Source organism: Anabaena sp. UHCC 0187, from assembly GCF_009712035.1.
In the GTDB taxonomy this organism is placed as follows: Bacteria; Cyanobacteriota; Cyanobacteriia; order Cyanobacteriales; family Nostocaceae; genus Dolichospermum.
Genome location: NZ_VILB01000001.1, coordinates 190,806 through 216,186, shown reverse-complemented (window position 1 = coordinate 216,186; position 25,381 = coordinate 190,806). Strand labels below are relative to the sequence as shown.

Genomic DNA, 25,381 nt, shown 5'->3' with positions numbered 1-25,381 from the left:
AATTGAGAAAGTTTAATACTAGCCATGATTTTTTTCCTCCTAGATTAATCATTAGGCAATTGATATTTTTTGAGAATCAGTTAAGCTTGCCTTCTCTTAACCGCTCATCTAATTTTTATTCAGATAATTAGAAAAAATCAAGGCTAAAACCAAGGTCAAAAAGACATAATTAAATGATTTGAGTCTGGGTTATCCAGAAAATATATAGATATAGCTGCAAAGAAAAGACTATCTTTTCCTCTCTTTTCCTAAAAATGATATTTCTAATTTAAACAAGAGAAAAATCGTGCGTTTTCCATTTATAACTATGAAAACACACGATTTTTACGAAAATATTCAATTATTAGTATGTTTCTTAAGTACCGAATTCTTATCTGAGCCTGTTTCTCATTGTATTTAGTTCTACCCTCCATTCTTGAAGTTGAGTCTCTATATTACCCGGCAATGTGCGTTGTCTTCTGTAACCACCTATAACAGTTGTTAATTCCCTAATGGTGAGGTCTTTGAGAATCTGTTCGCTACTTAGAGGATATATGTCAGAAACTGTTATCCGCATAATTTACGCTCCTTTCCCAATCTAATCTGGGATAAAATTAGACTATGAATTTAACATTTCTTCTCTTATATTTTCGGTTTTTATGGCATTAATTCAAGTTTTTATAACTGATTTAATGGACAGAATTCCAAATCTTTTGTCTATGAAAACAAAAAAGCAAAGGAAGTTTTATTGGGGTAACTTCCTTTGCCTTAGATGAATTAAAAACTATCAACCTCTATCAAAGGTTTGAATTTTCTAGCTTTAGTAATTAACCAACAAATGATAACCGAGGAGCAACTTCAGTAGGACGGGCTACACCTTTTAGGTAAGCAAGAATGGTATCAGCATCAGATACTTCAAAGGGGTCACTACCACAGTTGTCTTCAAAACCAGGTTCAATGAACATTTTTTCAATTTCGCAGTTATTGACAACCATTGAATAACGCCAGGAACGCATTCCAAAACCGATGTTAGATTTATCAACTAACATTCCCATTTTGCGGGTAAATTCTCCACTACCATCTGGTAACAAGAAGACATTTTTAGCACCTTGTTGTTTGCCCCATTGGAACATAACAAATGCGTCATTAACTGACAAACAAATGATTTGATCAACACCTTGGGCTTTGAATTCTGCAAATAGTTCTTCGTAGCGAGGCAAATGGGTGGAAGAACAGGTAGGAGTGAATGCACCAGGGAGAGCAAATAATACTACTTTCTTACCGGCAAAAATCTCTTGAGTGGTTACATCTTTCCAAGTGTAAGGATTGGGTCCACCGATAGATTCATCCCGAACACGAGTCTTGAATACTACATTTGGAACGTGAGTAATAGCAGTCATAAATACCTCTTTTTTAGATGGAAGATTTTAACTCGTGTTGCTGCTTGATTGCTGGGCATCAATAGCTTATCTTGTAAATCAGAATAATTCTGATTTAGGAATTAGTCAATAGTCATAAATACTTATTTTACAATGTATTTTTTAAAAAGCTTTAGTTCTTAGAACAGAAAAGTTATAATGGGAGTTTATATCTTTATATAGTTAAGTAAATCCTATGCAGCAAAAAGCTAATGATATTATCAAGACCCTGAAAAATAAAGGGTTGCGAGTCACACCCCAGAGATTTGGAGTTTATGCAAACCTATTAGCAAGGGAAGATCACCCTACGGTTGATCAAATTTTAAGGGACTTGAATCAGGAAGTACCTACTTCCTCCCAAGCCACAGTGTATGCGGCACTTCAGGCACTGCGGGAGGTGGGTTTGGTGCGAGAAGTGCTATTAGAGGAAGGGGTATGCCGTTATGATGCCAATGTTGCCCCCCATCATCATTTCCGGTGTAACTGCTGTGGTGCGATTGAAGATATTAACTGGAATACTTTTCCTGGTATTGATGTCAGTCAACTGCGGGAGGGCTTGAAAGTAGAACGATATGAGGTGACAGTGGAGGGAACTTGTGATGTCTGCGACATAGCTATCGCTGTGAATAAGCCCTAATTAAAAGTTCTTAACTGCCGGAAAGAATGTAATTTCTTTAAAAATTTATCACCATCAAAACTCAAGGGATCAACTTTTCCACCTGCCACATCTACAGCTTTATGAGTGGTAATTCTATCATCTGGAACTTGACTTTGTGCAATTAACCAAGCTAAAGAATTATATTGAGCTTCTGTATATCCAGTATGTTGCGCTATATCACTTTTACCCCAAGCATCAGGAGGCGTTTCTAGAGACACATGATAAGCAAAATTATTCACAGATGGAGGTAAATTGGGATTAGTTTGCACAGTTTCCACACCATTAACACCCTTAAACACCGAATTACCAGCCCCAAAAGCGCGTTTTTCTGGAGGAACTAGATAAATAACCTGTCCCTCTAAAGTAATGATGGCATGATAACTAGCTTGAACACTTTCATCATCATGAGGTGTTTGAAAAAAATTAATGGCACTAGAAGTGGAATTAGTTGTTTCATGAATGACAATAATCGGCTGATGATTAAAGGGTACACCATTAATATCTGCTAAATAGCGATCGCCATAATTGCTAGGATCAACCTTAGCCTGGGCAAAATTAGGTCTATACTTACTAAAAGCAACAGTAGTGATATATACAGGATTAATTTTATTAATCTTGGCTGGAGACGGGATGAAATTTTGCTTTTTTTCTGGTTTAGTTATTGCTGGCTGTAATTGTCCTGGTAGGTATTGATTCCAAGTCGTAGCTTCTGAATTTGATGCAATTGTTTGATTTTGCGCTTGTCTCGCACCTCCAATAAATACTGCCACAATGAGCGTAGCTAACATCAAAAAAATCAGGATTATTCTAGTTGCCCAATCTTTAAATCTCATATTTTTTAATATTGGTAATATAGCTGACATTAAATATTATGATTTTAATAGTCAAAAAAAAGACTACTACTATACTAAAAAGTATATTAAATAACTTTTTTACATTTCCTCGATATAATTGTCTTTAATTATCAATCCAATAATCTGGTATCCAAAAATTATTAATATTCATCAAAATTACCACTGGCGTAAAAAACTCATTGTTATCCTCAAAGGAAGCTGTCGGAGAAGTTAAACCAAAGATTGCATCATTACCCATTACCTGACTAATTATTTGCTCAAAATTAAATTCTAATTCATTAATGCTAATACATGAGATACCAGATTCATCATCTTCATCGTATTCTGCATCTAGCTGAAATTGCCCATATTTGATATCATACCTCAACCACTCCAAGCGTTCAAACTCGTCCGAGGGGATAATAGCAGCTAAATCTTTCTCCCCCTTTGCCAAAACGAGACGCTGTTTCTTACTGATTACGTCACTGAGGATACTTAAAAACTGAGGCTGGATTAATTCTATTTGTAAGCGTACAAAACCATCCTCTGTACTTTCTAGCATATTGTTTTCTTAACAACCTATCTAAACTATCAAAATCTTAGAGAATAATAAATTAAGTCTAGTATCGCAAAACTAATTCTATTTTTTCACACAATTATGACCCATCCTTTTCTAAAACACCTACATAGTCCCGAACGTCCCGTTATCGTCTTTGACGGCGCAATGGGAACAAACTTACAAACCCAAAACCTGACCGCTGAAGATTTCGGCGGCGCACAGTATGAAGGCTGTAACGAGTATTTAGTTCACACCAAACCCGAAGCCGTCGCCAAAGTTCACCGTGATTTTCTCGCTGCTGGTGCTGATGTCATTGAAACTGATACCTTTGGTTCTATGTCCATAGTTCTCGCAGAATATGACCTAGCAGACCAGGCTTATTATCTCACCAAAAAAGCCGCCGAACTTGCTAAAAGTGTGGCTGCGGAATTTTCCACCCCCGAAAAACCCCGATTTGTGGCTGGTTCTATTGGGCCAACCACCAAACTCCCCACCTTGGGACATATTGACTTTGACACCATGAAAGCCTCTTTTGCTGAACAAGCAGAAGCCTTATTTGATGGTGGAGTGGATTTATTCCTGGTGGAAACTTGCCAAGACGTGCTGCAAATTAAAGCCGCATTAAATGGGATCGAGGAAGTTTTTGCCAAAAAAGGCGAAAGAAGAGCCTTAATGGTCTCTGTCACTATGGAAAGCATGGGGACAATGCTAGTAGGTACAGAAATCAACGCCGTAGTTACTATCCTCGAATCTTACCCCATTGATATTCTCGGCTTAAATTGCGCTACCGGTCCCGACTTGATGAAACCACACATCAAGTATTTATCAGAACATTCTCCATTCGTAGTTTCCTGTATTCCCAATGCGGGTTTACCCGAAAACGTTGGCGGTCAAGCACATTACAAACTTACGCCCATAGAATTACGGATGGCGTTAATGCACTTTATCGAAGATTTAGGTGTCCAAGTAATTGGGGGTTGCTGTGGGACACGACCAGCACACATTCAACAATTGGCGGAAATTGCCAAAGAATTAAAACCGAAAGTTAGACAGCCAAGTTTAGAACCATCAGCCGCATCAATTTATACGACTCAACCCTACGATCAAGAAAATTCTTTCTTGATTATTGGTGAACGTCTCAACGCCAGTGGTTCTAAAAAATGCCGTGATTTACTCAACGCCGAAGACTGGGATGGTTTAGTCTCCATGGCGCGGAGTCAGGTCAAAGAAGGCGCACATATCCTTGATGTTAACGTTGATTATGTCGGACGTGACGGCGTGCGTGATATGCACGAGTTAGTTTCTCGCGTTGTCAATAATATTACATTGCCTTTAATGCTCGATTCCACCGAATGGGAAAAAATGGAAGCAGGGTTAAAGGTAGCTGGTGGTAAGTGTTTACTGAATTCTACCAACTACGAAGATGGCGAACCGCGATTTTTGAAAGTGCTAGAATTGGCAAAAAAATACGGTGCTGGTGTCATTATTGGGACAATTGACGAAGATGGCATGGCACGGACAGCCGAGAAAAAATTTCAAATTGCCCAACGGGCGTACCGTCAAGCGGTAGAATATGGTATTGCCCCCACAGAAATATTCTTTGATACTTTAGCTCTCCCAATTTCTACTGGGATTGAAGAAGATCGGGAAAATGGTAAAGCTACCATTGAATCAATTCGCCGGATTCGCCAAGAATTGCCAGGATGTCATGTTATGTTGGGTGTTTCCAATATATCCTTTGGCTTAAATCCCGCCTCGCGCATGGTCTTAAACTCGATGTTTTTGCATGAAGCCATGAACGCGGGCATGGATGCAGCAATTGTCAGCGCGAGTAAAATTTTACCACTGGCTAAGATTGAACCTCAACATCAAGAAGTTTGCCGACAATTAATTTATGATCAACGTAAATTTGATGGTAATGTCTGCGTTTATGATCCTTTGGGAGAACTAACCACAATTTTTGCCGGGGTTAAAACCAAACGGAATACGGGAATTGATGCCAGTTTACCCATTGAAGAACGTTTGAAACGCCATATTATTGACGGTGAACGCATTGGATTAGAAACCCAATTGACAAAAGCCTTAGAACAATATCCTCCTTTACAAATCATCAATACTTTCTTGTTAGACGGAATGAAAGTTGTCGGTGAATTGTTCGGTTCTGGACAAATGCAATTACCTTTTGTATTACAATCAGCCGAAACGATGAAAGCTGCGGTTGCTTATTTAGAACCGTTTATGGAAAAGTCGGAATCTGGCAATAATGCCAAGGGAACTTTTGTAATTGCCACGGTAAAAGGCGATGTTCACGATATTGGTAAAAACCTTGTAGATATCATTTTATCTAACAATGGTTACAAGGTGATTAACCTGGGAATTAAGCAATCGGTAGAAAACATCATTCAAGCTTACGAACAGTACAAACCTGATTGTATTGCCATGAGTGGATTGTTAGTAAAATCCACCGCTTTTATGAAGGAAAATTTACAGACTTTTAATGAAAAGGGAATTACTGTACCTGTGATTTTAGGTGGTGCAGCTTTAACTCCTAAGTTTGTGAATCAAGATTGCCAAGGAACTTACAAAGGTAAGGTTATTTATGGCAAAGATGCTTTTTCTGATTTGCATTTTATGGATAAGTTAATGCCTGCAAAAACAGGAGGAAATTGGGATAATTTTCAAGGTTTCTTAGATGAAGTTGCGGAAAATGGATATCAATCTGTTGAGGAAAATGGCGGGCAGGATGCCCACCCCACAATAGATAATTCTGATATTATCAAAGAGGTTGATACCCGTCGTTCTGAGGCTGTGGCTGTAGATATTGAACGTCCTCAACCACCTTTTTGGGGTACGCAGTTTTTACAACCTGATGATATTTCTTTGGAGGAGTTATTCTGGTATTTGGATTTGCAAGCTTTGGTCGCTGGACAATGGCAATTCCGCAAGCCGAAGGAACAATCTAAGGAGGAATATCAGGCGTTTTTAGCTGAGAAGGTTTATCCAGTTTTGGAAGAGTGGAAACAGCGCATTATTGAGGAGAATTTATTACATCCTCAAGTGATTTATGGCTATTTTCCTTGTCAGTCTGTGGGGAATAGTTTATTGATTTATGAAACTAACCGCAGAGACGCAGAGGACGCGGAGGTAAGAGTTAGTTTTGAGTTTCCCCGTCAGAGGTCTTTTAATCGGTTATGTATTGCAGATTTTTTTGCACCGAAGGAGTCGGGAATTATTGATGTTTTCCCTATGCAAGCGGTGACTGTGGGGGAAGTTGCGACGGAGTTTGGACAAAAGCTATTTGCCGATAATAAATACACTGATTATCTGTATTTTCATGGTATGGCTGTCCAGGTGGCGGAGGCTTTGGCGGAATGGACTCACGCTAGAATCCGTCGGGAGTTAGGTTTTGGTGATTCTGAACCGGATAATATTCGGGATATGTTGGCGCAGCGTTATCAAGGTTCTCGGTATAGTTTCGGCTATCCGGCTTGTCCGAATATCCAAGATCAGTTTAAGCAGTTGGAGTTGTTGGGAGTTGATAGGATGAAGATGCACATGGATGAAAGTGAGCAATTGTATCCTGAACAGTCTACAACGGCAATTATTACTTATCACCCTGTAGCGAAGTATTTCACGGCTTAATCTATCCCTCAGAATAGAATTCTGGGGCTATACAAACAAAGTCCGCCTGCGCGGACTTCATAGCCATCAAGATCATATTTCTGAGGGTTAAATATTAATGATTAATTGTGGGTTATGCTGTTGGTAAACCACTTTACAACTTAATATCCAGATAAATTCAGGCAATAAACACGCAATAAAGGGTTAAGTGAATAAACAACCTGTGGTTTTTCTATGGTTTCAATTAAACACCGTCTTAGAAGTGATCGCATACCATTGACTAACTCGATTTGGGATAAACTAACTAACTCTTTTAACTGTATAATACTTACAGAAGTATCCAATTTTGCTAAGGCTAGAAGAATTTCTTTTTCACTATCTAATAGTCTTAAAAATATCTGGTCTAAACAATCTTTTACTTCTTCTATTAATAGAATAGAATCATCAGTAAATATTTCTGTTACTCTCCCATTTGCTAACTCTTGAGTTAGATTAGCAACCCATTTTAACCATCTAGGATTTGATTGATACAAGTTAATTAAATTCAACCATTTATCTTCATCTTGTAATCCTTTTGATTTAAAGATTTCAATCCCTGCTTCATCTGAACCTTTTAATTGTAAGGAGTACACTAAATTATTATCTTTTTCTAATTGTGTAACCTCTTTCGTTTTTTGCTGACTTATCAACAAAAGGCAACTCTTATGGGGGATGTCTATAATCGTATTAAATAGAGTTTGATAAGATTGATATTCAGGCTGATATTCTCCTGCAAGCTTTCCACTATCAAAAAGATACTGTAGACCATCAATGACAATTAAACAACGTTTTTCATCTAAGACTTTTAGCAATTTATCAAAATTTTTTTCAAGCTTTTCACTAAAGTAACCTTGAGGGTTGAGAAATAATAAAATACTATTTATAACCTCATCAACATGGGGTTTTAATTGCAGATTTCGCCAAATAATGACTTCAAATTCAGAGTCATAAATATCAATAAAGCGTTTAGCAAGGGTGCTTTTACCTATTCCAGTTATTCCATATAGGTTAATTAACCGAGCTTTGGATTTAATAATATAATTTTCTAGAGTTTGTAATTCAAAATTACGTCCGTAAAATTCAGTTATTATGGGTGCAGTGATTAAATCTTTTTTAAATTCATTTGTATTTGTTTCATGTATTGGTGGAATGCTGGGGTTATGTTCAGGACAGACATGAAGATTACCAACTCCAACAAAATTAAAATTAGTAATATTTTTATTAGATGAAATAATAATTTGTCTTTCTATCGCTGTTTTTAAATTAGATTTATTCACTTTTTCATGTAAACCCTTTGATAAAACTTGCCATAATTCAGAAGCAATATTTCTAATATATTGTTCATCTTTGTGAACAGTTTCTGCAATTGTGGAATAATCTTGATCTTGCCAAACTCTTTCTAAAACCTCTTTTTGCAGATTATTTAGATGTTTTCCTGTTTGAGTAAACACAACATGATCAGCAAAATTTAAAATTTCTCCAACATCCATAAATACCTACTATCTAGGATTTAACATTATAAAATATAGCATAATGTTATATTTTATGATATTAGTTTTATATTTTTTTACAAAACATCTGACATTTTATTATAGCGTATTTACTGATATGAATGAGAGGATAGTTATGAATAAACAATGTTAAGCCAAGAAACAAGATTTTTAACTAACCTGATTGTGAGGTAAATTATGAGTGGAACATGGTATCCAGCAAGTGATGGAGTACATGAGTGGCAGCAAGAAACAGATCCAAAGCCAGATGGTACAATTACATACACCGTACGTAAAATTGGACAGTCAACAAGATATCCTCATGCGAATTTTGACTATAATCCTCAAACAGGTGATTTCACATATAATCACTATTCTTTCAGTAAACGCCAGAAAGCCGGAATGCGCGAAGTTATGAGTACAGCTATAGCATACTTAAAAGGGAAAGGACTTCTCTAAATGAATATTCACTATGAAATTATACACAAACTGGTAAACAGCCAGCAAATTTTAGGTTGCAAATAAAACATCAAAAATCCGCAAATTATAAATTTAGGAGAAACTTAAAATGTGGGATAAACAATACGGTGGAGACTTTAACAAAAATGGTATTGATAGAGTCACCAGAAATATGAGAGGCATCTATTATATTCATAGTGCTGACTTTCGTACAGTTTATATAGGTAAATCTGACGATTGTATATACGGTAGACTCTCTGTTCACTTGAATGGTAGTAGTAATAGAAATCTTAGAAGTGCTGTAAATTCCGGTGTCAATCTTCTATTTTTTTGTTGGGAATCTGCTGATCCCAAATACGAAGAAGCGCAAGAAATTAAGCGATTGAAAGAGTCAGGTCAACTGAAAGGCCAACGGCGTGAACTTAAACCATTAATTGAAGAATTAGACTAAAACCGAGAGATAGTCTATCACTATTACGTTCTTGATACCAGAACATAGTTACTTTAAAAACATTGATTTTAATGCGGGGAAATCTTGCAAAGTGATTGTGATTTCAAAGCTAAAAACATAAACTTTTTGCATGATTTCTTCCCATTTTTTAATCAACATAAAAATCAATGCAGGATTTTAAAATCCTAGCAACAATTTAATTTTGTAGTATTTAGAGAAATTCCATCATGTTTCAAGATTGCACCTTTGAACCAAAATATTTTATTGGTTGGCTACCTTCAGCTTTCATTTTAGCTCAAGTTATTAACCAAATGAGTGTTCTTAAAGACAGTATATTATACATAGTGACTATATTGTGTTTGTTTGCATTAATGTCAGTAGGAATTAGTCATCTGATTTTACGGTTTAAAAAACCACCCCAAGTACCTGTACAGTGGCAAATTGTATGGTGGACTTATCCTGCAATTGCTTTTTTGAATTTTTTCTGGTCATTGGTAAAGATGGCATTTAAATAAAGCAATTACTAAATCTGGACTATCGGTTATCTCTTATATTCCTGGTAAATAAAAACCTGAATCCCAGATTTAGGTTGATTATTTTTTTTAATTCTAATTAGCCGATTAGCAAAATCTGGATTTTCACTCAGGCAATTGTGCAGTATTTGAGATTGTCCTAAATAATCCCGATCATCTTTAGAGATGATAATGCCAGTGTGAGAAATTCCTGTTCGATGAAGTTCAATAAAATCATCTCGATTTAGTGTAACTAAAACTCGTTTCTCCTGAGTCGCAAACGCCAAAACTTCATCATCTGGAATTCCTTGATTTGCTTGTCCTGCTTCGTAAGAAGTAAGCACATCATATTTCATCTGCCGCAATTGTCGAACAATGTTTAGAGGAAAGTTTTCATCAGAATACAGTCTCACAATCAGTCATCCTCATTTTGGGTAGCGATCGCAAGATCAATTTCTGAACGATACTGTTTATAATAGTCCCAAGCTGCTGTCAAATCTTCCGGTGTGAGACTGGGATAATTTTGCAGCAGTTCTGCATCATTCGCTCCCTGCTGTCGAAATGAAACCAAAATCCACACGGGAATCCGTGTATTCCGAATTCGAGCATGACCACCACAAATTCCCGATGTTTGCTGTATAGCATTGAGTTTGAGACGACTTTCTAAAAGTTTTCTTTCTTCTGGGGAAAGTGCCTCAATTACTTGCACAAGGGAATCAACCAATTGCTGATTCATAGCTACTTTTTAACAAGATAATATTCTTAAATTATAAAGGATAAGATCATTTGTTGTGATCATTTATTTAGACTCAGAGGATAACTATTGCTGTTTTACCCAATTTCTAAAAGCTTTAAGTGTCGCATTTCTTCCTGCGGTTTTACTTTGCTCAAGATATTGGGGAATTACTTCAATTAAAGGTAATGTAGGAAAATTCAAACTTGACTGCGACTCTAGATAATTCCCATCTTGTAAAATATTTATTCTTAAATTACCATTCTCAAACCGCCACAGTTCTCGAACTTTCAAGGCTTGATAAATATTTGCATGAGTGCGGGAAGTAATATCAATTTCTAAGGCTAAATCTGGAGGAGGATCTATTGTTAAATCTAATCGCTTTTTTCCCCGAATAAAAGCTTCATTTTTAATATAAAAACATTGATCAGGTTCTATCCCTTTCTCCATAAATTGATTTTTAAATGTGGTAGAACCAAGACATCTAAACTCAATATCTAATTCTTCTAATAAAGCCTTAACTAAATCACTAATAATTTCTTTATCAAATTGATGTTCTGGTAAAGGATTTATAATTTCTAATATTCCCCTGTCATAAGCAATTCGCGCTGCACGATGTTCTCCTAATTCTTCAAGAATTGTTTCTAATTCTTCCCAGGTGACATCTTGCAATATAACTGTTTGTCCTGGTGGTACGTGGATGCGCTTTAATTCTAACAACATCTTTTCCACTCCTTGCAATTTACAATTAATTTTATTTTACTTCGTAATCATGAATTTAACAACTTACAAAGCTCAGGAAATATATATTTTTATCAATATTCCCAACAATCCAAATTAATATTCCTACCTGCCACTACAACCGCAGCCGCAAAGTTTTCCGCTGGGGTTAATTCCCTTAAACTCCAATCTCCTGATATAAGTAATTGACTGGGTTGATTTGGTCTTAAAGATATTTCAATTTCTTCTAACTGCACCAAACCATCTCCTGTAGCTTTTACATAAGCTTCTTTGCAAGTCCAATAACGAAAAAATATTTGTTGTTGTTCGTCGGAAGAAAATAGTCGCAGATGTTCATATTCTCTGAATGAAAAAAACCGTTTTGCCAGACTTTCCAAATCCGACATTGTGCGAATATATTCTAAATCCACACCAATTTTATTTTGATAACTTACCCCACACAAAGCCAAATTTTGGGAGTGAGATAAATTAAATAATAATCCTTTGTCAGCAAATTTAGCCGCTAAAAAAGGCTTACCACGGGGCTGATATTCAAATTCTACTTGTTTAGGATTAATACCCAAATATTGCCCTAAAATTGCGCGGAGAGTGCCACGTCCGGCAATAAATCTTTGCCGATGTTCAGGAAAATAAAACCTTTCAGCGCGAGCAATTTCATCACTAGATAAAGTTTCCCGAAAAGATTGTAATTGTGATTCTGACTGATTTAGATTAATCCGCCAGATATGCACATCATCAGATGATAAAATTAAGTTTTTGGGTGCAGGTAGCCAATTATAATTAAACACAGTTGCCAATAATTAAACTTTACTTTTTTGTAGAGAAACCTGTTCAATATTTTGGCTACGTCTTGTTTCTATCCACTCTAAAACACGATTCCAAGCCCACCATTGATCAGGATCTTCATATTGATTTTGACATTTTTTGCTACTCACGTAACCAACATGGCCACCGTAGCGAGTCAGTAATAAATCTATGTCAGGGTTTTTCGTAGCAGCGGCTTCTAAATCAGGAATAATCGCCGGATCAAATAAGGGGTCATCGGCAGCATATAATATTAAGGTGGGTTTGGATAATTTAGGTAATAATTCTAACCCACTGCTGGCTTGATAATAATCAGCGACGGTGGCAAAACCCAAACGTTCAATCACCAGTTCTTCATCAAATCCCCAAATACTATTAGCCCTTTCAATAGCTTCCGGTTGAATAGATTCAGGATAAGCAGCATGGATTTTCCAAGCTAGTTTTTTCAATTCCTTGGCAATGCGAGATTCAATATATTTACCAAATGGGTGCGTAACTAAATAAGTCAGTGACCGCAAGGAATCCAAACTTGGGCAAATCACCGCCCCACCAGCAATATCAATATCTTTGGGTGCTAAATCCGCTGCGGCTTTCACTCCCCACAAGGCCAATTGTCCCCCTAAAGAATAGCCCGTAAACCAAAATGGTGACGGACAACCCATTTTTGCCGCAGTTTCCGCAATTTTGACAAAATCTTCTCCTTCATACAAACCATCAGAAGTCAATGTTGGCGATAGTTCTGCGGTTTTACCATGCGCCCGCCAATCAAATAACACCACAGCATAGCCTTGGGCATAAGCCTTCCGTCCCAAAATTCGCAAAAACCATTGCTGGTCTAATTCTCCAGTAATGCCATAAGTCCCAACAATCGTACTATGGGCATTGGGGGGAATAGCAACCTGACCAAAAATTGGCACACCTTGACCACCAGTGAAGATGACTTCGTGATATTTTGGTTCTGGGTGAGTAATTTTGCTCTCCCAATTACGATTAGCCCACAAAGCTGTATAAGTTGTCATAGTCACGCCATTTTGCAAGAAATAGGGCGGTAAATATTCGTATTTATACATAAGACTAGAATAGTGAATTTTACAATTATTTGATTTTAATATTTATATTAGATTTAACATATTTTTTACAATTGAGGTGGTAATCTTTTTATATATCGAGGAAAACGAAGGTTTACGGTTTGCTTGATAATCTAATCATCCCTCAGCTTTTCTCCAGAATCAGCGTAGCGAAATTTTGGCAGTCGGGGGAGCGTCAATTATCCTTAAATAAAGTAGTTATAATTTTTAAGAATGCCGAGGATTCTTGTCATAGACGATGACCCAGCGATTTCAGAACTTGTTGCCGTCAACTTGGAAATGGCGGGCTACGATGTTAGTCAAGCTGAAGATGGCATTAAAGGTCAGGCGCTGGCTCTCCAGCTACAACCCGACTTAATTATGCTCGATCTGATGTTACCTAGAGTAGATGGGTTTACAGTTTGTCAACGCTTACGTCGGGATGAACGCACTTCCGAGATTCCTGTATTAATGTTAACTGCTTTAAGCCAAACTCAAAACAAGGTAGAAGGATTCAATGCTGGTGCAGATGATTACCTGACCAAACCCTTTGAGTTAGAAGAATTATTGGCACGAGTTCGGGCTTTGTTGCGACGCACTGACCGGATTCCCCAAGCTGCAAAACATAGCGAAATTCTCAACTATGGACCTATTACCCTCGTTCCCGAAAGATTTGAGGCTATCTGGTTCAAAGCAACTGTGAAACTGACTCATTTAGAGTTTGAGTTACTTCACTGTCTCCTACAACGTCATGGACAAACCGTTTCCCCCAGCGAAATCCTCAGAGAAGTTTGGGGTTATGATCCTGATGATGACATTGAAACTATTCGGGTGCATATTCGTCACTTAAGGACTAAACTTGAACCTGACCCTCGCCATCCACGCTACATTAAGACGGTGTACGGTGCGGGATATTGTCTAGAATTGCCTAGTGTATCTCCTGGCATTGAGGAAACTATCGCTACAATAGTTGAGTGAAAGGGGATGGGGAGCAGGGGAAAGAATTATTACCACTGACGAATGACAACTGACAATTGACAAAAAGTATGATATAATTAGTAGTTCTCTAAAACAGTGCTGGGTGAAGAACGTAGAGACAAAACTCAGCACACCTACACACTCAGCACTAAAGAACTCTAGTTTATGGCATTGCCAATTGTTGCAATTATCGGTCGCCCCAATGTGGGCAAATCTACCTTTGTGAATCGTCTTGCCGGAGATCAAACGGCGATAGTCCACGATGAACCAGGGGTAACACGCGATCGCACCTATCGTCCAGCTTTTTGGAATGATCGGGAATTTGTCGTAGTGGACACAGGTGGCTTAGTTTTTAACGATGACACCGAATTTCTCCCCATGATTCGCCAACAGGCGTTAACAGCACTTTCAGAAGCTTGTGCTGCTATTTTTGTTGTGGATGGACAAGCTGGTTTGATGCCCGCAGATGAAGAAATTTCTGAATGGTTACGTCAACAACCAGTACCCGTATTACTGGCTGTGAATAAATGTGAATCTCCAGATCAAGGGGTGATTCAAGCCGCTGAGTTTTGGGAATTGGGACTAGGTGAACCTTTCCCCATTTCCGCGATTCATGGTAGTGGGACAGGGGAAATCCTGGATGAGTTAATGAATCACATTCCTCTGATAGTAGAAGAAGAGGAAAATAAGGAAATTAAAGTTGCCATTATTGGCAGACCAAATGTGGGCAAATCCAGCCTACTCAATGCTTTTGTTGGTGAATATAGAGCTATTGTCAGTCCTATCTCTGGAACAACTAGAGATACAATTGATACAGTAGTTGAACGAGGTGATCAAACCTATAGGTTAATTGATACTGCTGGTATTCGCAAAAAGAAACATATCGAATACGGTACGGAATTTTTCAGTATTAACCGCGCTTTCAAAGCTATTCGCCGCTCTGATGTGGTTTTATTAGTGATTGATGCCGTAGATGGCGTAACTGAACAGGATCAAAAATTAGCAGGTCGCGTTTTAGAAGAAGGTCGCGCTTGTGTTATTGTCGTTAATAAGTGGGATGCTGTCGAGAAAGACTCGTATACCATCTATGATCATGCAAAAGAATTAGAATCACGCTTACACTTTACAGAATGGGCAGATACCATTTATGTGAGTGCTGTTACGGGACAACGGGTAGAAAAGATTTTAGAATTGGTAAATACAGCGGCTGAGGCACACAAACGCCGTGTGAGTACATCAGTCATTAATGAAGTCCTCGAAGATGCTATCAGTTGGCATTCACCACCGACATCACGGGGCGGTCGTCAGGGTAAGATTTACTATGGTACTCAGGTGAGTAGTCAGCCTCCTTCTATCGCGCTGTTCGTTAATGACAATACCCGCTTTAATGACAACTATCGCCGTTACATTGAACGCCAATTCCGCAAACAGTTAGGTTTTCAAGGTACACCCATTCGGCTATTTTGGCGCAGTAAGAAAGTTCGAGACATGGAAATTGGCGGACCAAACCGAGCTACTCGTGTAAAATAGGAAACTGATGGAATTTTAGATTTTAAATTTTGGATTTTGGATGGAATGATTCAAAATTTACACATGAATAATATTGCCTGGATTGTATGGAGTGATTAAATTGAAAATCTCTTTCCCAATCTAAAATCTAAAATCTAAAATCCAAAATTGTTTGACAACTAACAAAATATGGATTTATTGCGATCGCTCCCCCTCGGACTTTACTTAGAAGAACCGCAAACTTGGTTACACAAACTCGATCCGCGAGTTAAGTTATTTTGGTTACTGAGCTTTCTAAGTAGCTATGTTGTTGCTAACAACTATTGGCGGGTATTACTGGTATTACTGCTAATTACTTTTACTGTATTTGCCAGAATTCCTCTGCGAGTATGGCGACAACAAATGGGCTGGTTATTGATACTATCATTTATGGTATTAGTCATTGGCGCAATTAGTCCTGATGGATTAGGTGTAAGTTATCATCCCCGCTTACCTGCAAATGAACAAATCCTCACCCAACCAATAACTGATAAAAAGATCCAAGTTACGACCGCATTAGCAGATAGTCATAAAAAATATAGCTATGTGCTATTTCAGAAAGGATTTGTCAAAGTAAATCGCCGTTCTTTGGATTTGGCAATTAGCTTGAGTACAATAGTTTTTACATTAATCTACAGCACTAATTTATATTTACTCACCACCGCACCGGAAGAAATTACTTCTGGTCTGGAAAGTTTAATGCAGCCTCTACGAAGGTTCAATATTCCCGTTACAGAAATTACCCTGACTCTAACTTTATCCTTGCGGTTTATTCCCCTTGTTTTAGAAGAAATCCAAAACCTAGTGCGTTCGGTGATGACTAGGGCAATTAATTGGAAAAAGCTAGGATTAAAAGGAGGGGCAAAAGTTTGGTTAATTGTGACTGAGAGATTATTAGAAAATCTCCTGTTGCGGGCTGAACAAATGGCAAATGCAATGATGGTAAGGGGTTTTACTAGTCCTAATGAACATCGAGTTAAATGGCAAGAGTTAAAGTTAATAACAGGGGATTGGTTAGCGATCGCCACTTTAATGATATTTTGGGTAATTAGGATAGCTTTTGGTGCTGATGTTTCTTAACTGATATTATTGATCACCCAGCCAAACTGGGTGAGGTAATTGATTATTTTTTAGTGCTGAAAATGGTGGTAAACATCATTAACATCCCACCTACCAAAATAATCATTGCTAATCCTCCAGTCACTAAATCCAAAGTATTATTATCTATGGTCATATTATTCATGCTCCTCTAAATTATACATTATGAATAATAATACACAACTACAAATTATTCTCTCTAATTCTATTATTGCCACCGTCTTACCTGCAATAGCCCAACTCGATTTACCTAACTGGTGGTTGGCTGGGGGTGCAGTCAGAAACACTGTTTGGCGTTCTCTGTTTGGGCAAGAATGTGATTTATTTATTAAAGATTTTGATATTGCTTTCTTTGATCATTTCGGAAATCGTGAACAAGAATTATTTGCTAAGTCTACTTTAAAAACACAATTTCCTGAACAGGAGTTTGATGTCAAAAATCAAGCTAGTTTTGGAAATTGGCGGGCTGGAAATATGATTTTTAATAGTACAGAAGATGGGATTACAAATTGGTTACATACGGCGACTGCTGTAGGGGTTCGCATGACTAAACAGGGAGAATGGCAATTTTTTACTCCCTACGGTTTAGATGATTTATTTAATGGGATTATTCGACCAACACCAATACATCTTAATAATCCAGATGCTGATCAAAAAGCAGCCAGTTTTTTGCAAAAATGTTCTTGTCTGCGGTTGGGAAAGGATGAGTTATAAAGTATATTTTTTTGTCTGATAGCGAAGCGTGGCGTTAGCCATATCAGGATGTCCAGGATTTAAGGATTTTCAGGATTTTTTATGAGATAATACAAATAAAGACACTGTGAACACACAATGACTACTCAATTAATGGTTCAACCTTCGTCTTTAATATCTTCTGGTATGAAGATGAGTGAATTTGGTAATATTTATCTATTTAGATTTACCGAGGAACTACAATCTCGTTAATATATTATCAATAGGTGATAGAAATTAGCTTTTCAAAATCTTCGTAGTCGAAACTTTGCTGTTTTTTATCATATTTACCACAAACATCATAATGCACTTTATTATTTTTAATGTTAAAACAATATCCTGCTATAGCGTATTCTTTTGATTTAAGTTTAAAAATAATTGTATTAGTTGTATATTGTCCATATTTGTTTATAAAATAAACAAAACTTTGAAAATCTCCCTTTTGAGCTTGGCTAAAAGCTAATGAATCATTATCAATATTGTTATTATTTTTAAAAATTAATTGTAGGATGTCTCTAAGATAATTGAGATCATTAATTTGAAAATTATCATCTTTTTTTATAAACCCGATAATTTTATGATAATTATATAAAATACCCATGTTACAACTAGCTTTTTTAAGATATCTTTGAATTTGATTATAATGATTATCTAAATTTGCATCTTCTCGTTTTACTTCTATAATCATCAAAGGAGATTGATATGGCTGAAAATTATCATTTTTTGGTTTTTTGTATATTTCTACATCATGATTATTTACCTCAACTTTGATATTAATCAAATCTGGAAATAATCCACTTTCGTTGATCATAAAATCAAGAAATAGTTGTCTAACTAGCTCTTCTGGTCTTACCTTAATTGGAATTTCTATTCCTCTAATCAAACATTTTATATATTCTTCTTGATATTTTTTTGTATATATATTGAGTTTGGTTTCAATTTCTCTACGTAAATTAGTCATATATTGTTTGGTAGTAACTAATAGTGGATAATTTTTTTAGGGACACAATTATAATGATATTGCGTCCTAAACTGTCTATTAACTCTGCAATTAAGAAATTATCTATTTCTGTCCAAAAAATTCTAGGACTTTAATAATCAATTTTTCCCAATGATATTCTGTTTTACTCTTTAATACTGCATTTAAGTTTGTTTCTTTTTCTAGCTCTCGCGTAAATATCAAACATACATTATCTCCATATTTTTCTCCCCTCGCTCTTGGCTTACCTTTCTCAGCAATTAGAGAATTCCAAAAAGGAGCATCTTCATTTTGAGGTGATAGTTTGCTGTTGAGTTCTGCTTCCATTTCTGTCCCTACTTCATCTATAAAATCTTTATAATATAACATATAAAATCGGTTGATTAATTCAGGGATAAAAGTCTTTAAAGATTCATTTGCTGATGTAAGAGCATTCAGAATATCTTCTAATTCCTGTTTTACTTCTTTAGTAAATTTTTTCAGCATTGCATTCTCATCTATTCCCTCAGCAACAACCTTTGCATCATAATATATGTCTATATTCCTTGGATTATAATAGCCACAATTCCTATGGATAGCGTGTTTAGTATTCCATGCTTTATAAGTTGTATGATAATATCCAACATATTCATCAATAAAATTATCATAAACAAAAGCAGGAACTCTTTTACTCAAGTCTTTGATATCTTTTATTTTCTGAATAGCATTTTCAATTGCCTTAATTTCTGTTTCTGTCAAAGCATCACCATTTTTTATTCTTACAAAGCTTGCTTGAATATTTTTGATTTCACCTAATAATTTATCTCGTCTACGTTCTATAACACCCGCCATAAATTCGATAAATTCGTTTTTATCTGCCTGGACATCTTCCTTAGTGTAAAAGTCACTATTTAACTTGACTATATCATCACGGTAGTATCTTAAAGCATCATAGAACAAGATATTTTCTTGAAAAAACTCTAAGTTTGAATGATTGAATATAGTTTGAATCTCTTCTTGCTTGATTTGAATTCCTAAGTCCCAAGTACCATCACCATCATTTGCTTTTTCAGGTTCGTTTTTGTGGGGTAATACCAAAGTTACAAATCTATGGTGAAAATCTTTAGATTTCGATGCCAGATGATATGTTATTAATTTACGAATATTAGCTTCAGGCGCATCATTGAAAGGTGTTATAAAGAGACAGATAGTATCCTGACTCTCAATATATTTCTGTAAGTCTTTACGAATTGGGTTTTCATCAAGTCCTTTTGTATCAACAACCGAATGGAACTGAGACAAGTTTGAACCAGATAAAACATCATAGCTTACATAAAGGCATATCTTTCTCGGAATAGCAAATTCTCTTAGCTGTACAGCATTAATGGCAGCAAAGGTATCTTTAATCCATAATTTTTCATCATTATTTTCATTATCGAATTGAATACGAGTTGTAGTTCTAGATTCAAGGTTGGCATTATTCAAAGCAAATTTTCTAAATCCATCTAATCCTAATTCTTCAAATTTTGCCTTTGCTTGATCAATTAGTTGGTTTCTTTTTTTGTCACCATCAGTAACTGTTTTAGAGACTATTTTCAGATCTATTATATTTCTAATAGCTCTATCTATTTCTTTAGAAATAGATATTTTTAGTTCTACTTCAGGATTATCTTTATTAGCAATATATTCACAGAATTCAAGGATAATATTTTCCATTTCATCAACTGTATAAGGCTCTATTTCGATGTAGGTTTTTTCAGATGCCTTAAGAACTACCTCACATATAGTAGTTCGTCCTGATCCTGTTGCTAATAATTCTTTAGTTTCGGTTACATTCTGAGTTTTACCTCCAACAGTCTTAGAACCATTAAATTCACTTATTAAGTTAAAAAGATGACAAATAGCTGTAGTCTTTCCTTTCCCAATAGTACCAATAAAAACAATTCTATATTTATCTATACTAAGTATTTTCTCGATTTCTTCTAAGCGTTCTAATTTTGACTTTAGATTATTAATGCAAATATGGTTAGGTATCGTAATCTCTAAAGCACGTTCTATTGTGCGGAGTTCACTGTTTAAATCCTTCTTCAAAGATGTAATTTCCTTTTGCCATTGCGTATCCGACATAATGCTACTCATATTTTAATACCAAATAAGTTGGATTATATTATACCTAACATCGGATTGAGATGCAATCAAATTCATCCAAATTCATAAATACTAATATTGATATATTCTGATAACATTTTGTGACTATATATAACATGATCGCAATATTAGAAAATTAAAAATATTACAATTTATCATTCTCATTGCCACATCAATATTAATAACCCTATGAGTTTTGACAACGTTTGTAAACTACTAGCAGAAAAATATCCCTTTGATTTTGCTAAATGGTTACTTCCCCAAGAACCAAAAACAATCAAAGTCTTAAAAACCGAATTGAGTATAGAACCAATTCGCGCTGATTTTGTCACCTTCTTACAAACAGAAAACCGGATTTTACATATTGAATTTCAAACCAACCCACAATCTAAACCTCCCATTCCTTTTAGAGAGTTAGACTATTCAGTGAGATTAATCCGTAAATATGAAGTTCCTGTAACCCAAGTAGTGATTTTCTTACAAGAAACAGATGATCCAATTGTTTTTACTGAAGAATATGTTAACGAAGCAACCAGACACCGTTACCGTGTGATCAGAATGTGGGAACAAGATTCAGCTTTATTTCTCAATAATCTGGCATTATTACCATTAGCACCATTAACCCGGACAAATTCACCCCAAGGGTTATTATCCCAGATTGCCAATAATGTTGCTAAAATTGCAGATAGGGAGACTAAACAGGATATTGCAGCTTACACAGAGATTTTAGCCGGTTTACGGTTTGAAAAAGATTTTATTCGTCAATTATTGAGTGAGGATATTATGCAAGAATCAGTAATTTATCAGGATATTTTGCAGAAGGGAGAACTAAAGGGAGAAGTTAAATTTTGTCTAATGTTACTTAATCAACGCTTTGGACAACTTGATTCTGAAATACTTGAAAGAGTAAAAGTCTTATCTGTTGAACAGCTAGAAAATTTAGGTGCAGCGTTGTTTAATATTTCCGAAATTGCTGATTTAGTAACTTGGTTAAATCAAGAAGATCATCATTAATAGTGATTTTTGGGTTGGGTTTTCTCAATCCAAACAAAAACTAAAAACTAGATCCCCGACTTCTTAAATAAGTCGGGGATATTATCGGTTTAAAAATCAACCCCCCGTTTCAATTCCACACCTTGATTTGCATAGTGTTTATGACAGTAAACCTCAGAGTGAATACTAGCCAAATCAAAATAAGCCGGTTGATTTTGACAGCGCCCAGTAATAATCACTTCTGTATCACGGGGTTTACGTAATAAAGCTTGAACAATGGGATCAACAGGTAACAATTCTAAATCCACCGTGGGATTGAGTTCATCGAGGATAATAGTTTTATACACACCAGAAGCGATCGCAATTTTGGCAATTTCCCAACCCCTCTCCGCTTCTATATAGTCTAAATCTTGACGAGAATTCCGCCAAACAATGGCATCCCGTCCACACCGTTGATGATCTACCACTTCAGGATAAGATTGTTGTAAAGCCGCTATAGCTGCATCCTCAGTATAACCACTCCCACCTTTGAGCCACTGCATAATTAATACACGGGTAGAACCAGGATGATTGATACCTCTCCCAATAGCTTGGTAGAGTCGAGGGGGAATATTATTTCCCGCCCCTCTCAGTTAGATCCGTGCGTACCCGTTTCCGTGTACACGGCTCCCGATGTTCTTAGCTTTCGCATTTGCTCTTATGGATATAATCGTGGCAGCTTTCATGAATTGCTAGAAGGTTTTTTGTTTTCCAGTTTTGGTGGATTCCATCAACATGATGTAAATGTACCTTCTCGTCACTGAGCAATTTCAGTCCACAATGACCACATTTATGGTTTTGCCGTTTAAGGGCTTTAGAGGTGATATCGTCATATAACTTGCTGTTGCGTTCGCTCCAATAAGTTAAATCTCCGTCGTAAGGCGATTTTTCACCTTTAACATTGATGTGTTTGCTTTCGGAGTAAGGAACTGCTGGGAACGCCTTGTCTAGTAATTTCTTGCTAGTGTAGCGGTTCTGTTTAGTTTCCTTGTTGAATACCCTAAATGCTCTTGTTTCGATGTGGAATAACGAGTTTCTTGACCCGTCCATCTTGCAGAAGCGGTGGTAATTCCTCCAACCTCTAACTACAGGGGCTAATTTCTCAGCCTTTGTGGTAGCACCATAATTCGAGTTGTTGACGATGTGTTTTACTTTCTTGCGAAAAGCTTTAAAGTTGTCCGTTGAAGGAACGCATCTAAACTTTCCGTTTTTCTGGACTAAAAAATTCCAGCCGAGGAAATCAAACCCATCTGTCGCGGCGGTTAGCTTTGTCTTTTTCTCACTGACTTTCATTCCCCGCTCTGCTAGGAACTGACTGATTTTATCAAGTATTTTTGTGGCATCGTCTTGAGGTCTGAGTATTATCACCATGTCATCCGCATATCGGATTGTTGGCTCAATAATCCTTTCTCTTGGGGTATTGTCTGTAATTCGTTTATTAGGTTCCCTGTGGTATCTGTGAATACTTTCAATCCCATTTAAGGCGATGTTAGCTAATAGTGGACTCACCACCCCGCCTTGGGGTGTTCCTTGTTCGGGAAATTCTGGATTGACTCCGGCTTTGAGACATCGAAAAATTCCCTGTCTTATGCTATAAGGAGCTATGAGTCTATCCATGATGGCGGTGTGGTTTATCCTGTCAAAGCATTTTTCGATATCGAGTTCTATAACTCGTTTATCTATTCCATTACAAGATGAGCGTAGGTTGTTGAACAGAATTCTCTGTGCGTCATGCGCTGAACGTCCAGTCCTAAACCCGTAGCTGTATGCGTGGAAGGTTGCTTCGTGGGCTGGTTCTAGTGCGTATTTGGTAAGGCATTGGTAAGCCCTGTCCGCAATAGTGGGGATTTTTAGCATCCTGATAGTGCCGTCCTTTTTAGGGATGGGTATTTCTCTTAGTCCCTGGTGTTTCCAGTTGCCAGCGGATGCTTTTAGCAGTTCATTAAGCTCAAAGCGTTCCTTAAAGGTAAGGGACTTTTTGCCATCAATTCCTGCGGTCTTTTTCCCAGCATTTAGCTGTGTTACTTGACGAATAGCCAGTAATCTTGCTGCGGTTGATTTCAGAATCAGCTTTTGTAGAGACTTCGCTTTGCGCTTGTCACCAACTTGAACCGCTTTATACACGCGTTTTTGTAGGCGGAATAAGTTACGGCGGAATTTCTTCCACGGTAGTGTCTTCCAGGATTCACTAGAGTTGTCTCTGTGTCTAATCATGCTCTGCGACCATTTGTGTATTCTGAACACCTCAGACCAATTACGGTCTGTCCTACCCGAATTGAAGGGGATTCCGCTGCTCGTCCAGCCTACTTAGGGTTCGACCGCCCTTAGACCCTCAATCCGTTTTTATTCGTTCCCTCGGTTGATTGTTAGTTCCGTTAGGTGTAGCCAATTCAACCATTGGATTCCCTGGACTCTTACCGCTATTCCTTACATATGCGGCGGGAATTAGCTCCAATGAAGTCAGGTTTTGGGGTTGTGTCCTGCTTGTAATTAGGTTGCTTTTCTAGGCTATATTTCACCGTGGGAACTCCCCGTTAGCACCAGTGTCATCTCACAACAGATGTCTGATTGCGCCCTGTTCCCAGCTTCGACCTCCCGATACCGAGTCGGGTCATCGTGGGCAGATAGGGAGTCATACCTGAGTCTGGTAGATGGGGCTTTCACCCATATCAGACCGAGAGTTCAACCTTTCTCCATGCTTGGATTGGGTTGGTTAGCTTATGTACGGACTGATTACCGTGATTCAGCTAACAACGAATCGCACGCAAAGCCTTACCCAAAGCACTGGTAGATTTACCCTTACCTGCACCCGTATAAATTTCAATCCCTTCAATAAACAGTTCTGCGGCTGTGGGGTGGTGGTGAGGTTTCATTTCCGAATGCAAATCCGCAATATCTAATAATACTTGCGGTGCAGCGCGTCCAGTCGTAATGATTTCCAATTCTTGGGGTTTAGATTTTAACGTGTTTACCACTTCCTCCACTGATAGCAAACCCAAATCCAAAACCGGGTTAATTTCATCCAAAACAACCACTGAATACAACCCCGAAGCGATCGCACCTTTGGCTACATCCCAGCCCCGTGCAGCCTCAGTTCGATCAAAAGGTGTAATTTGATCATGGCCAAAAAACTCCGCCCTTCCTGTGCGAACCTGATCAATAAGATGGGGAAAACCACGCTGTAAAGCAGTTATCGCTCCATCCTCATCATAATCCCGTTCTGGCCCCTTCAAAAACCGCAGCAATAAAACCCGGCTAGAATCACTGGGTGTATTAATTCCCAAACCAATCGAGCGCAAAACCACCCCTAAAGCTGCTTGGGACTTACCTTTCCCAATACCATCATAGACGTGAATTTGACCCGTAAGCCGCTCAGAACGCACTTGCGCTGTGCGAATACCGATACCGTTCCTTGTCATCTTTTGAAAAGCTATAAAGTGGCAACTCCTTATTTTAACGAAACTAGAATCTAGGGTGTGCGGCTTTATCCCTACGTATTAAAGCTTGACAGATGTATTAATAA

General features: G+C 37.3%; 22 protein-coding genes and 2 pseudogenes. 10 read left to right on the top strand and 14 right to left on the bottom strand.

Annotated features, from left to right (window positions below; translation table 11 throughout):
* Positions 1 to 806: 806 nt before the first annotated feature.
* Positions 807 to 1,379, bottom strand: coding sequence for a peroxiredoxin (locus FJR11_RS01060; protein WP_168501871.1), 573 nt, complete (start codon positions 1,377 to 1,379; stop codon positions 807 to 809).
* 214 nt (positions 1,380 to 1,593) lie between these two features.
* Between FJR11_RS01060 and FJR11_RS01055 the strand changes: the two genes are divergently transcribed.
* The gene (locus FJR11_RS01055) at positions 1,594 to 2,034 is read left to right on the top strand and encodes a Fur family transcriptional regulator (protein ID WP_168501870.1); all 441 of its coding nucleotides are present in this window, start codon (positions 1,594 to 1,596) and stop codon (positions 2,032 to 2,034) included.
* On the opposite strand, the gene FJR11_RS01050 is transcribed toward FJR11_RS01055, so the two are convergent.
* Together FJR11_RS01050 and FJR11_RS01045 are read right to left on the bottom strand one after the other, a co-directional pair.
* Complete coding sequence (locus tag FJR11_RS01050) at positions 2,031 to 2,888, bottom strand: peptidoglycan recognition family protein (RefSeq protein ID WP_168501869.1); 858 nt, start codon at positions 2,886 to 2,888, stop codon at positions 2,031 to 2,033. The genes FJR11_RS01055 and FJR11_RS01050 overlap by 4 nt on opposite strands.
* Before the next feature lie 124 nt (positions 2,889 to 3,012).
* A complete protein-coding gene (locus FJR11_RS01045) occupies positions 3,013 to 3,450 on the bottom strand; it encodes a type II toxin-antitoxin system Phd/YefM family antitoxin (RefSeq protein ID WP_168501868.1) in 438 nt (145 codons plus the stop codon).
* A gap of 96 nt (positions 3,451 to 3,546) precedes the next feature.
* Here FJR11_RS01045 and metH point away from each other — a divergent pair, with 96 nt between their 5' ends.
* Positions 3,547 to 7,089, top strand: a complete 3,543-nt coding sequence (gene metH, locus FJR11_RS01040; protein ID WP_168501867.1) for a methionine synthase — start codon at positions 3,547 to 3,549, stop codon at positions 7,087 to 7,089.
* A 140-nt stretch (positions 7,090 to 7,229) separates the two neighbouring features.
* Here metH and FJR11_RS01035 read toward each other — a convergent pair whose 3' ends face one another.
* Positions 7,230 to 8,597, bottom strand: coding sequence for an NB-ARC domain-containing protein (locus FJR11_RS01035; RefSeq protein ID WP_168501866.1), 1,368 nt, complete (start codon positions 8,595 to 8,597; stop codon positions 7,230 to 7,232).
* Between the two features lie 198 nt (positions 8,598 to 8,795).
* Between FJR11_RS01035 and FJR11_RS01030 the strand changes: the two genes are divergently transcribed.
* The 3 genes from FJR11_RS01030 (at position 8,796) to FJR11_RS01020 (ending at position 10,022) form a co-directional block, all read left to right on the top strand.
* Entirely contained in the window at positions 8,796 to 9,056 is a 261-nt protein-coding gene (locus FJR11_RS01030; RefSeq protein WP_168501865.1) for a hypothetical protein, read from the top strand.
* 109 nt (positions 9,057 to 9,165) lie between these two features.
* Entirely contained in the window at positions 9,166 to 9,507 is a 342-nt protein-coding gene (locus tag FJR11_RS01025) for a GIY-YIG nuclease family protein (RefSeq protein ID WP_168501864.1), read from the top strand.
* Positions 9,508 to 9,734: 227 nt separating this feature from the next.
* Entirely contained in the window at positions 9,735 to 10,022 is a 288-nt protein-coding gene (locus FJR11_RS01020; protein ID WP_168501863.1) for a hypothetical protein, read from the top strand.
* Positions 10,023 to 10,048: 26 nt separating this feature from the next.
* Here FJR11_RS01020 and FJR11_RS01015 read toward each other — a convergent pair whose 3' ends face one another.
* The 5 genes from FJR11_RS01015 to FJR11_RS00995 all read right to left on the bottom strand — a co-directional run bounded on the left by FJR11_RS01015 (position 10,049) and on the right by FJR11_RS00995 (position 13,367).
* Positions 10,049 to 10,432 carry a DUF5615 family PIN-like protein gene (locus tag FJR11_RS01015; RefSeq protein ID WP_371417422.1) on the bottom strand — a complete coding sequence of 128 codons (384 nt, stop codon included), beginning with the start codon at positions 10,430 to 10,432 and terminating at the stop codon, positions 10,049 to 10,051.
* A gap of 2 nt (positions 10,433 to 10,434) precedes the next feature.
* On the bottom strand, positions 10,435 to 10,755 hold the full coding sequence (locus tag FJR11_RS01010) for a DUF433 domain-containing protein (RefSeq protein ID WP_168501862.1): 321 nt from the start codon (positions 10,753 to 10,755) through the stop codon (positions 10,435 to 10,437).
* An 84-nt stretch (positions 10,756 to 10,839) separates the two neighbouring features.
* Positions 10,840 to 11,475 carry a Uma2 family endonuclease gene (locus FJR11_RS01005; RefSeq protein WP_168501861.1) on the bottom strand — a complete coding sequence of 212 codons (636 nt, stop codon included), beginning with the start codon at positions 11,473 to 11,475 and terminating at the stop codon, positions 10,840 to 10,842.
* Positions 11,476 to 11,567: 92 nt separating this feature from the next.
* A complete protein-coding gene (gene hetI / locus FJR11_RS01000; RefSeq protein WP_168501860.1) occupies positions 11,568 to 12,281 on the bottom strand; it encodes a 4'-phosphopantetheinyl transferase HetI in 714 nt (237 codons plus the stop codon).
* Between the two features lie 12 nt (positions 12,282 to 12,293).
* Entirely contained in the window at positions 12,294 to 13,367 is a 1,074-nt protein-coding gene (locus FJR11_RS00995) for a YheT family hydrolase (RefSeq protein WP_168501859.1), read from the bottom strand.
* Positions 13,368 to 13,598: 231 nt separating this feature from the next.
* Here FJR11_RS00995 and FJR11_RS00990 point away from each other — a divergent pair, with 231 nt between their 5' ends.
* The 4 genes from FJR11_RS00990 (at position 13,599) to FJR11_RS00975 (ending at position 17,702) form a co-directional block, all read left to right on the top strand.
* On the top strand, positions 13,599 to 14,342 hold the full coding sequence (locus tag FJR11_RS00990; protein WP_168501858.1) for a response regulator transcription factor: 744 nt from the start codon (positions 13,599 to 13,601) through the stop codon (positions 14,340 to 14,342).
* A 165-nt stretch (positions 14,343 to 14,507) separates the two neighbouring features.
* The gene (gene der / locus FJR11_RS00985; protein ID WP_168501857.1) at positions 14,508 to 15,872 is read left to right on the top strand and encodes a ribosome biogenesis GTPase Der; all 1,365 of its coding nucleotides are present in this window, start codon (positions 14,508 to 14,510) and stop codon (positions 15,870 to 15,872) included.
* Positions 15,873 to 16,040: 168 nt separating this feature from the next.
* Positions 16,041 to 16,970, top strand: a complete 930-nt coding sequence (locus FJR11_RS00980) for an energy-coupling factor transporter transmembrane protein EcfT (protein ID WP_168501856.1) — start codon at positions 16,041 to 16,043, stop codon at positions 16,968 to 16,970.
* Between the two features lie 183 nt (positions 16,971 to 17,153).
* Complete coding sequence (locus FJR11_RS00975) at positions 17,154 to 17,702, top strand: nucleotidyltransferase family protein (RefSeq protein WP_168501855.1); 549 nt, start codon at positions 17,154 to 17,156, stop codon at positions 17,700 to 17,702.
* 238 nt (positions 17,703 to 17,940) lie between these two features.
* Here the strand turns inward: FJR11_RS00975 and FJR11_RS00970 are convergent, their stop codons facing one another.
* Entirely contained in the window at positions 17,941 to 18,681 is a 741-nt protein-coding gene (locus tag FJR11_RS00970) for a type I restriction enzyme HsdR N-terminal domain-containing protein (RefSeq protein WP_168501854.1), read from the bottom strand.
* Positions 18,682 to 18,783: 102 nt separating this feature from the next.
* A complete protein-coding gene (locus FJR11_RS00965) occupies positions 18,784 to 20,805 on the bottom strand; it encodes a hypothetical protein (RefSeq protein WP_254444642.1) in 2,022 nt (673 codons plus the stop codon).
* 210 nt (positions 20,806 to 21,015) lie between these two features.
* Here FJR11_RS00965 and FJR11_RS00960 point away from each other — a divergent pair, with 210 nt between their 5' ends.
* Positions 21,016 to 21,840 (top strand): DUF4351 domain-containing protein, encoded by an 825-nt coding sequence (locus FJR11_RS00960; protein ID WP_168501852.1) that lies wholly within the window; start codon positions 21,016 to 21,018, stop codon positions 21,838 to 21,840.
* Between the two features lie 89 nt (positions 21,841 to 21,929).
* Here FJR11_RS00960 and FJR11_RS00955 read toward each other — a convergent pair.
* The 3 genes and pseudogenes from FJR11_RS00955 to FJR11_RS00945 all read right to left on the bottom strand — a co-directional run.
* Positions 21,930 to 22,415: pseudogene (locus tag FJR11_RS00955) on the bottom strand (cob(I)yrinic acid a,c-diamide adenosyltransferase); the annotation flags it as partial.
* 82 nt (positions 22,416 to 22,497) lie between these two features.
* On the bottom strand, positions 22,498 to 24,072 hold the full coding sequence (locus FJR11_RS00950; protein WP_168501851.1) for a reverse transcriptase domain-containing protein: 1,575 nt from the start codon (positions 24,070 to 24,072) through the stop codon (positions 22,498 to 22,500).
* Positions 24,073 to 24,614: 542 nt separating this feature from the next.
* Positions 24,615 to 25,277 (bottom strand): annotated as a pseudogene (locus FJR11_RS00945) (cob(I)yrinic acid a,c-diamide adenosyltransferase); the annotation flags it as partial.
* Positions 25,278 to 25,381 lie beyond the last annotated feature (104 nt).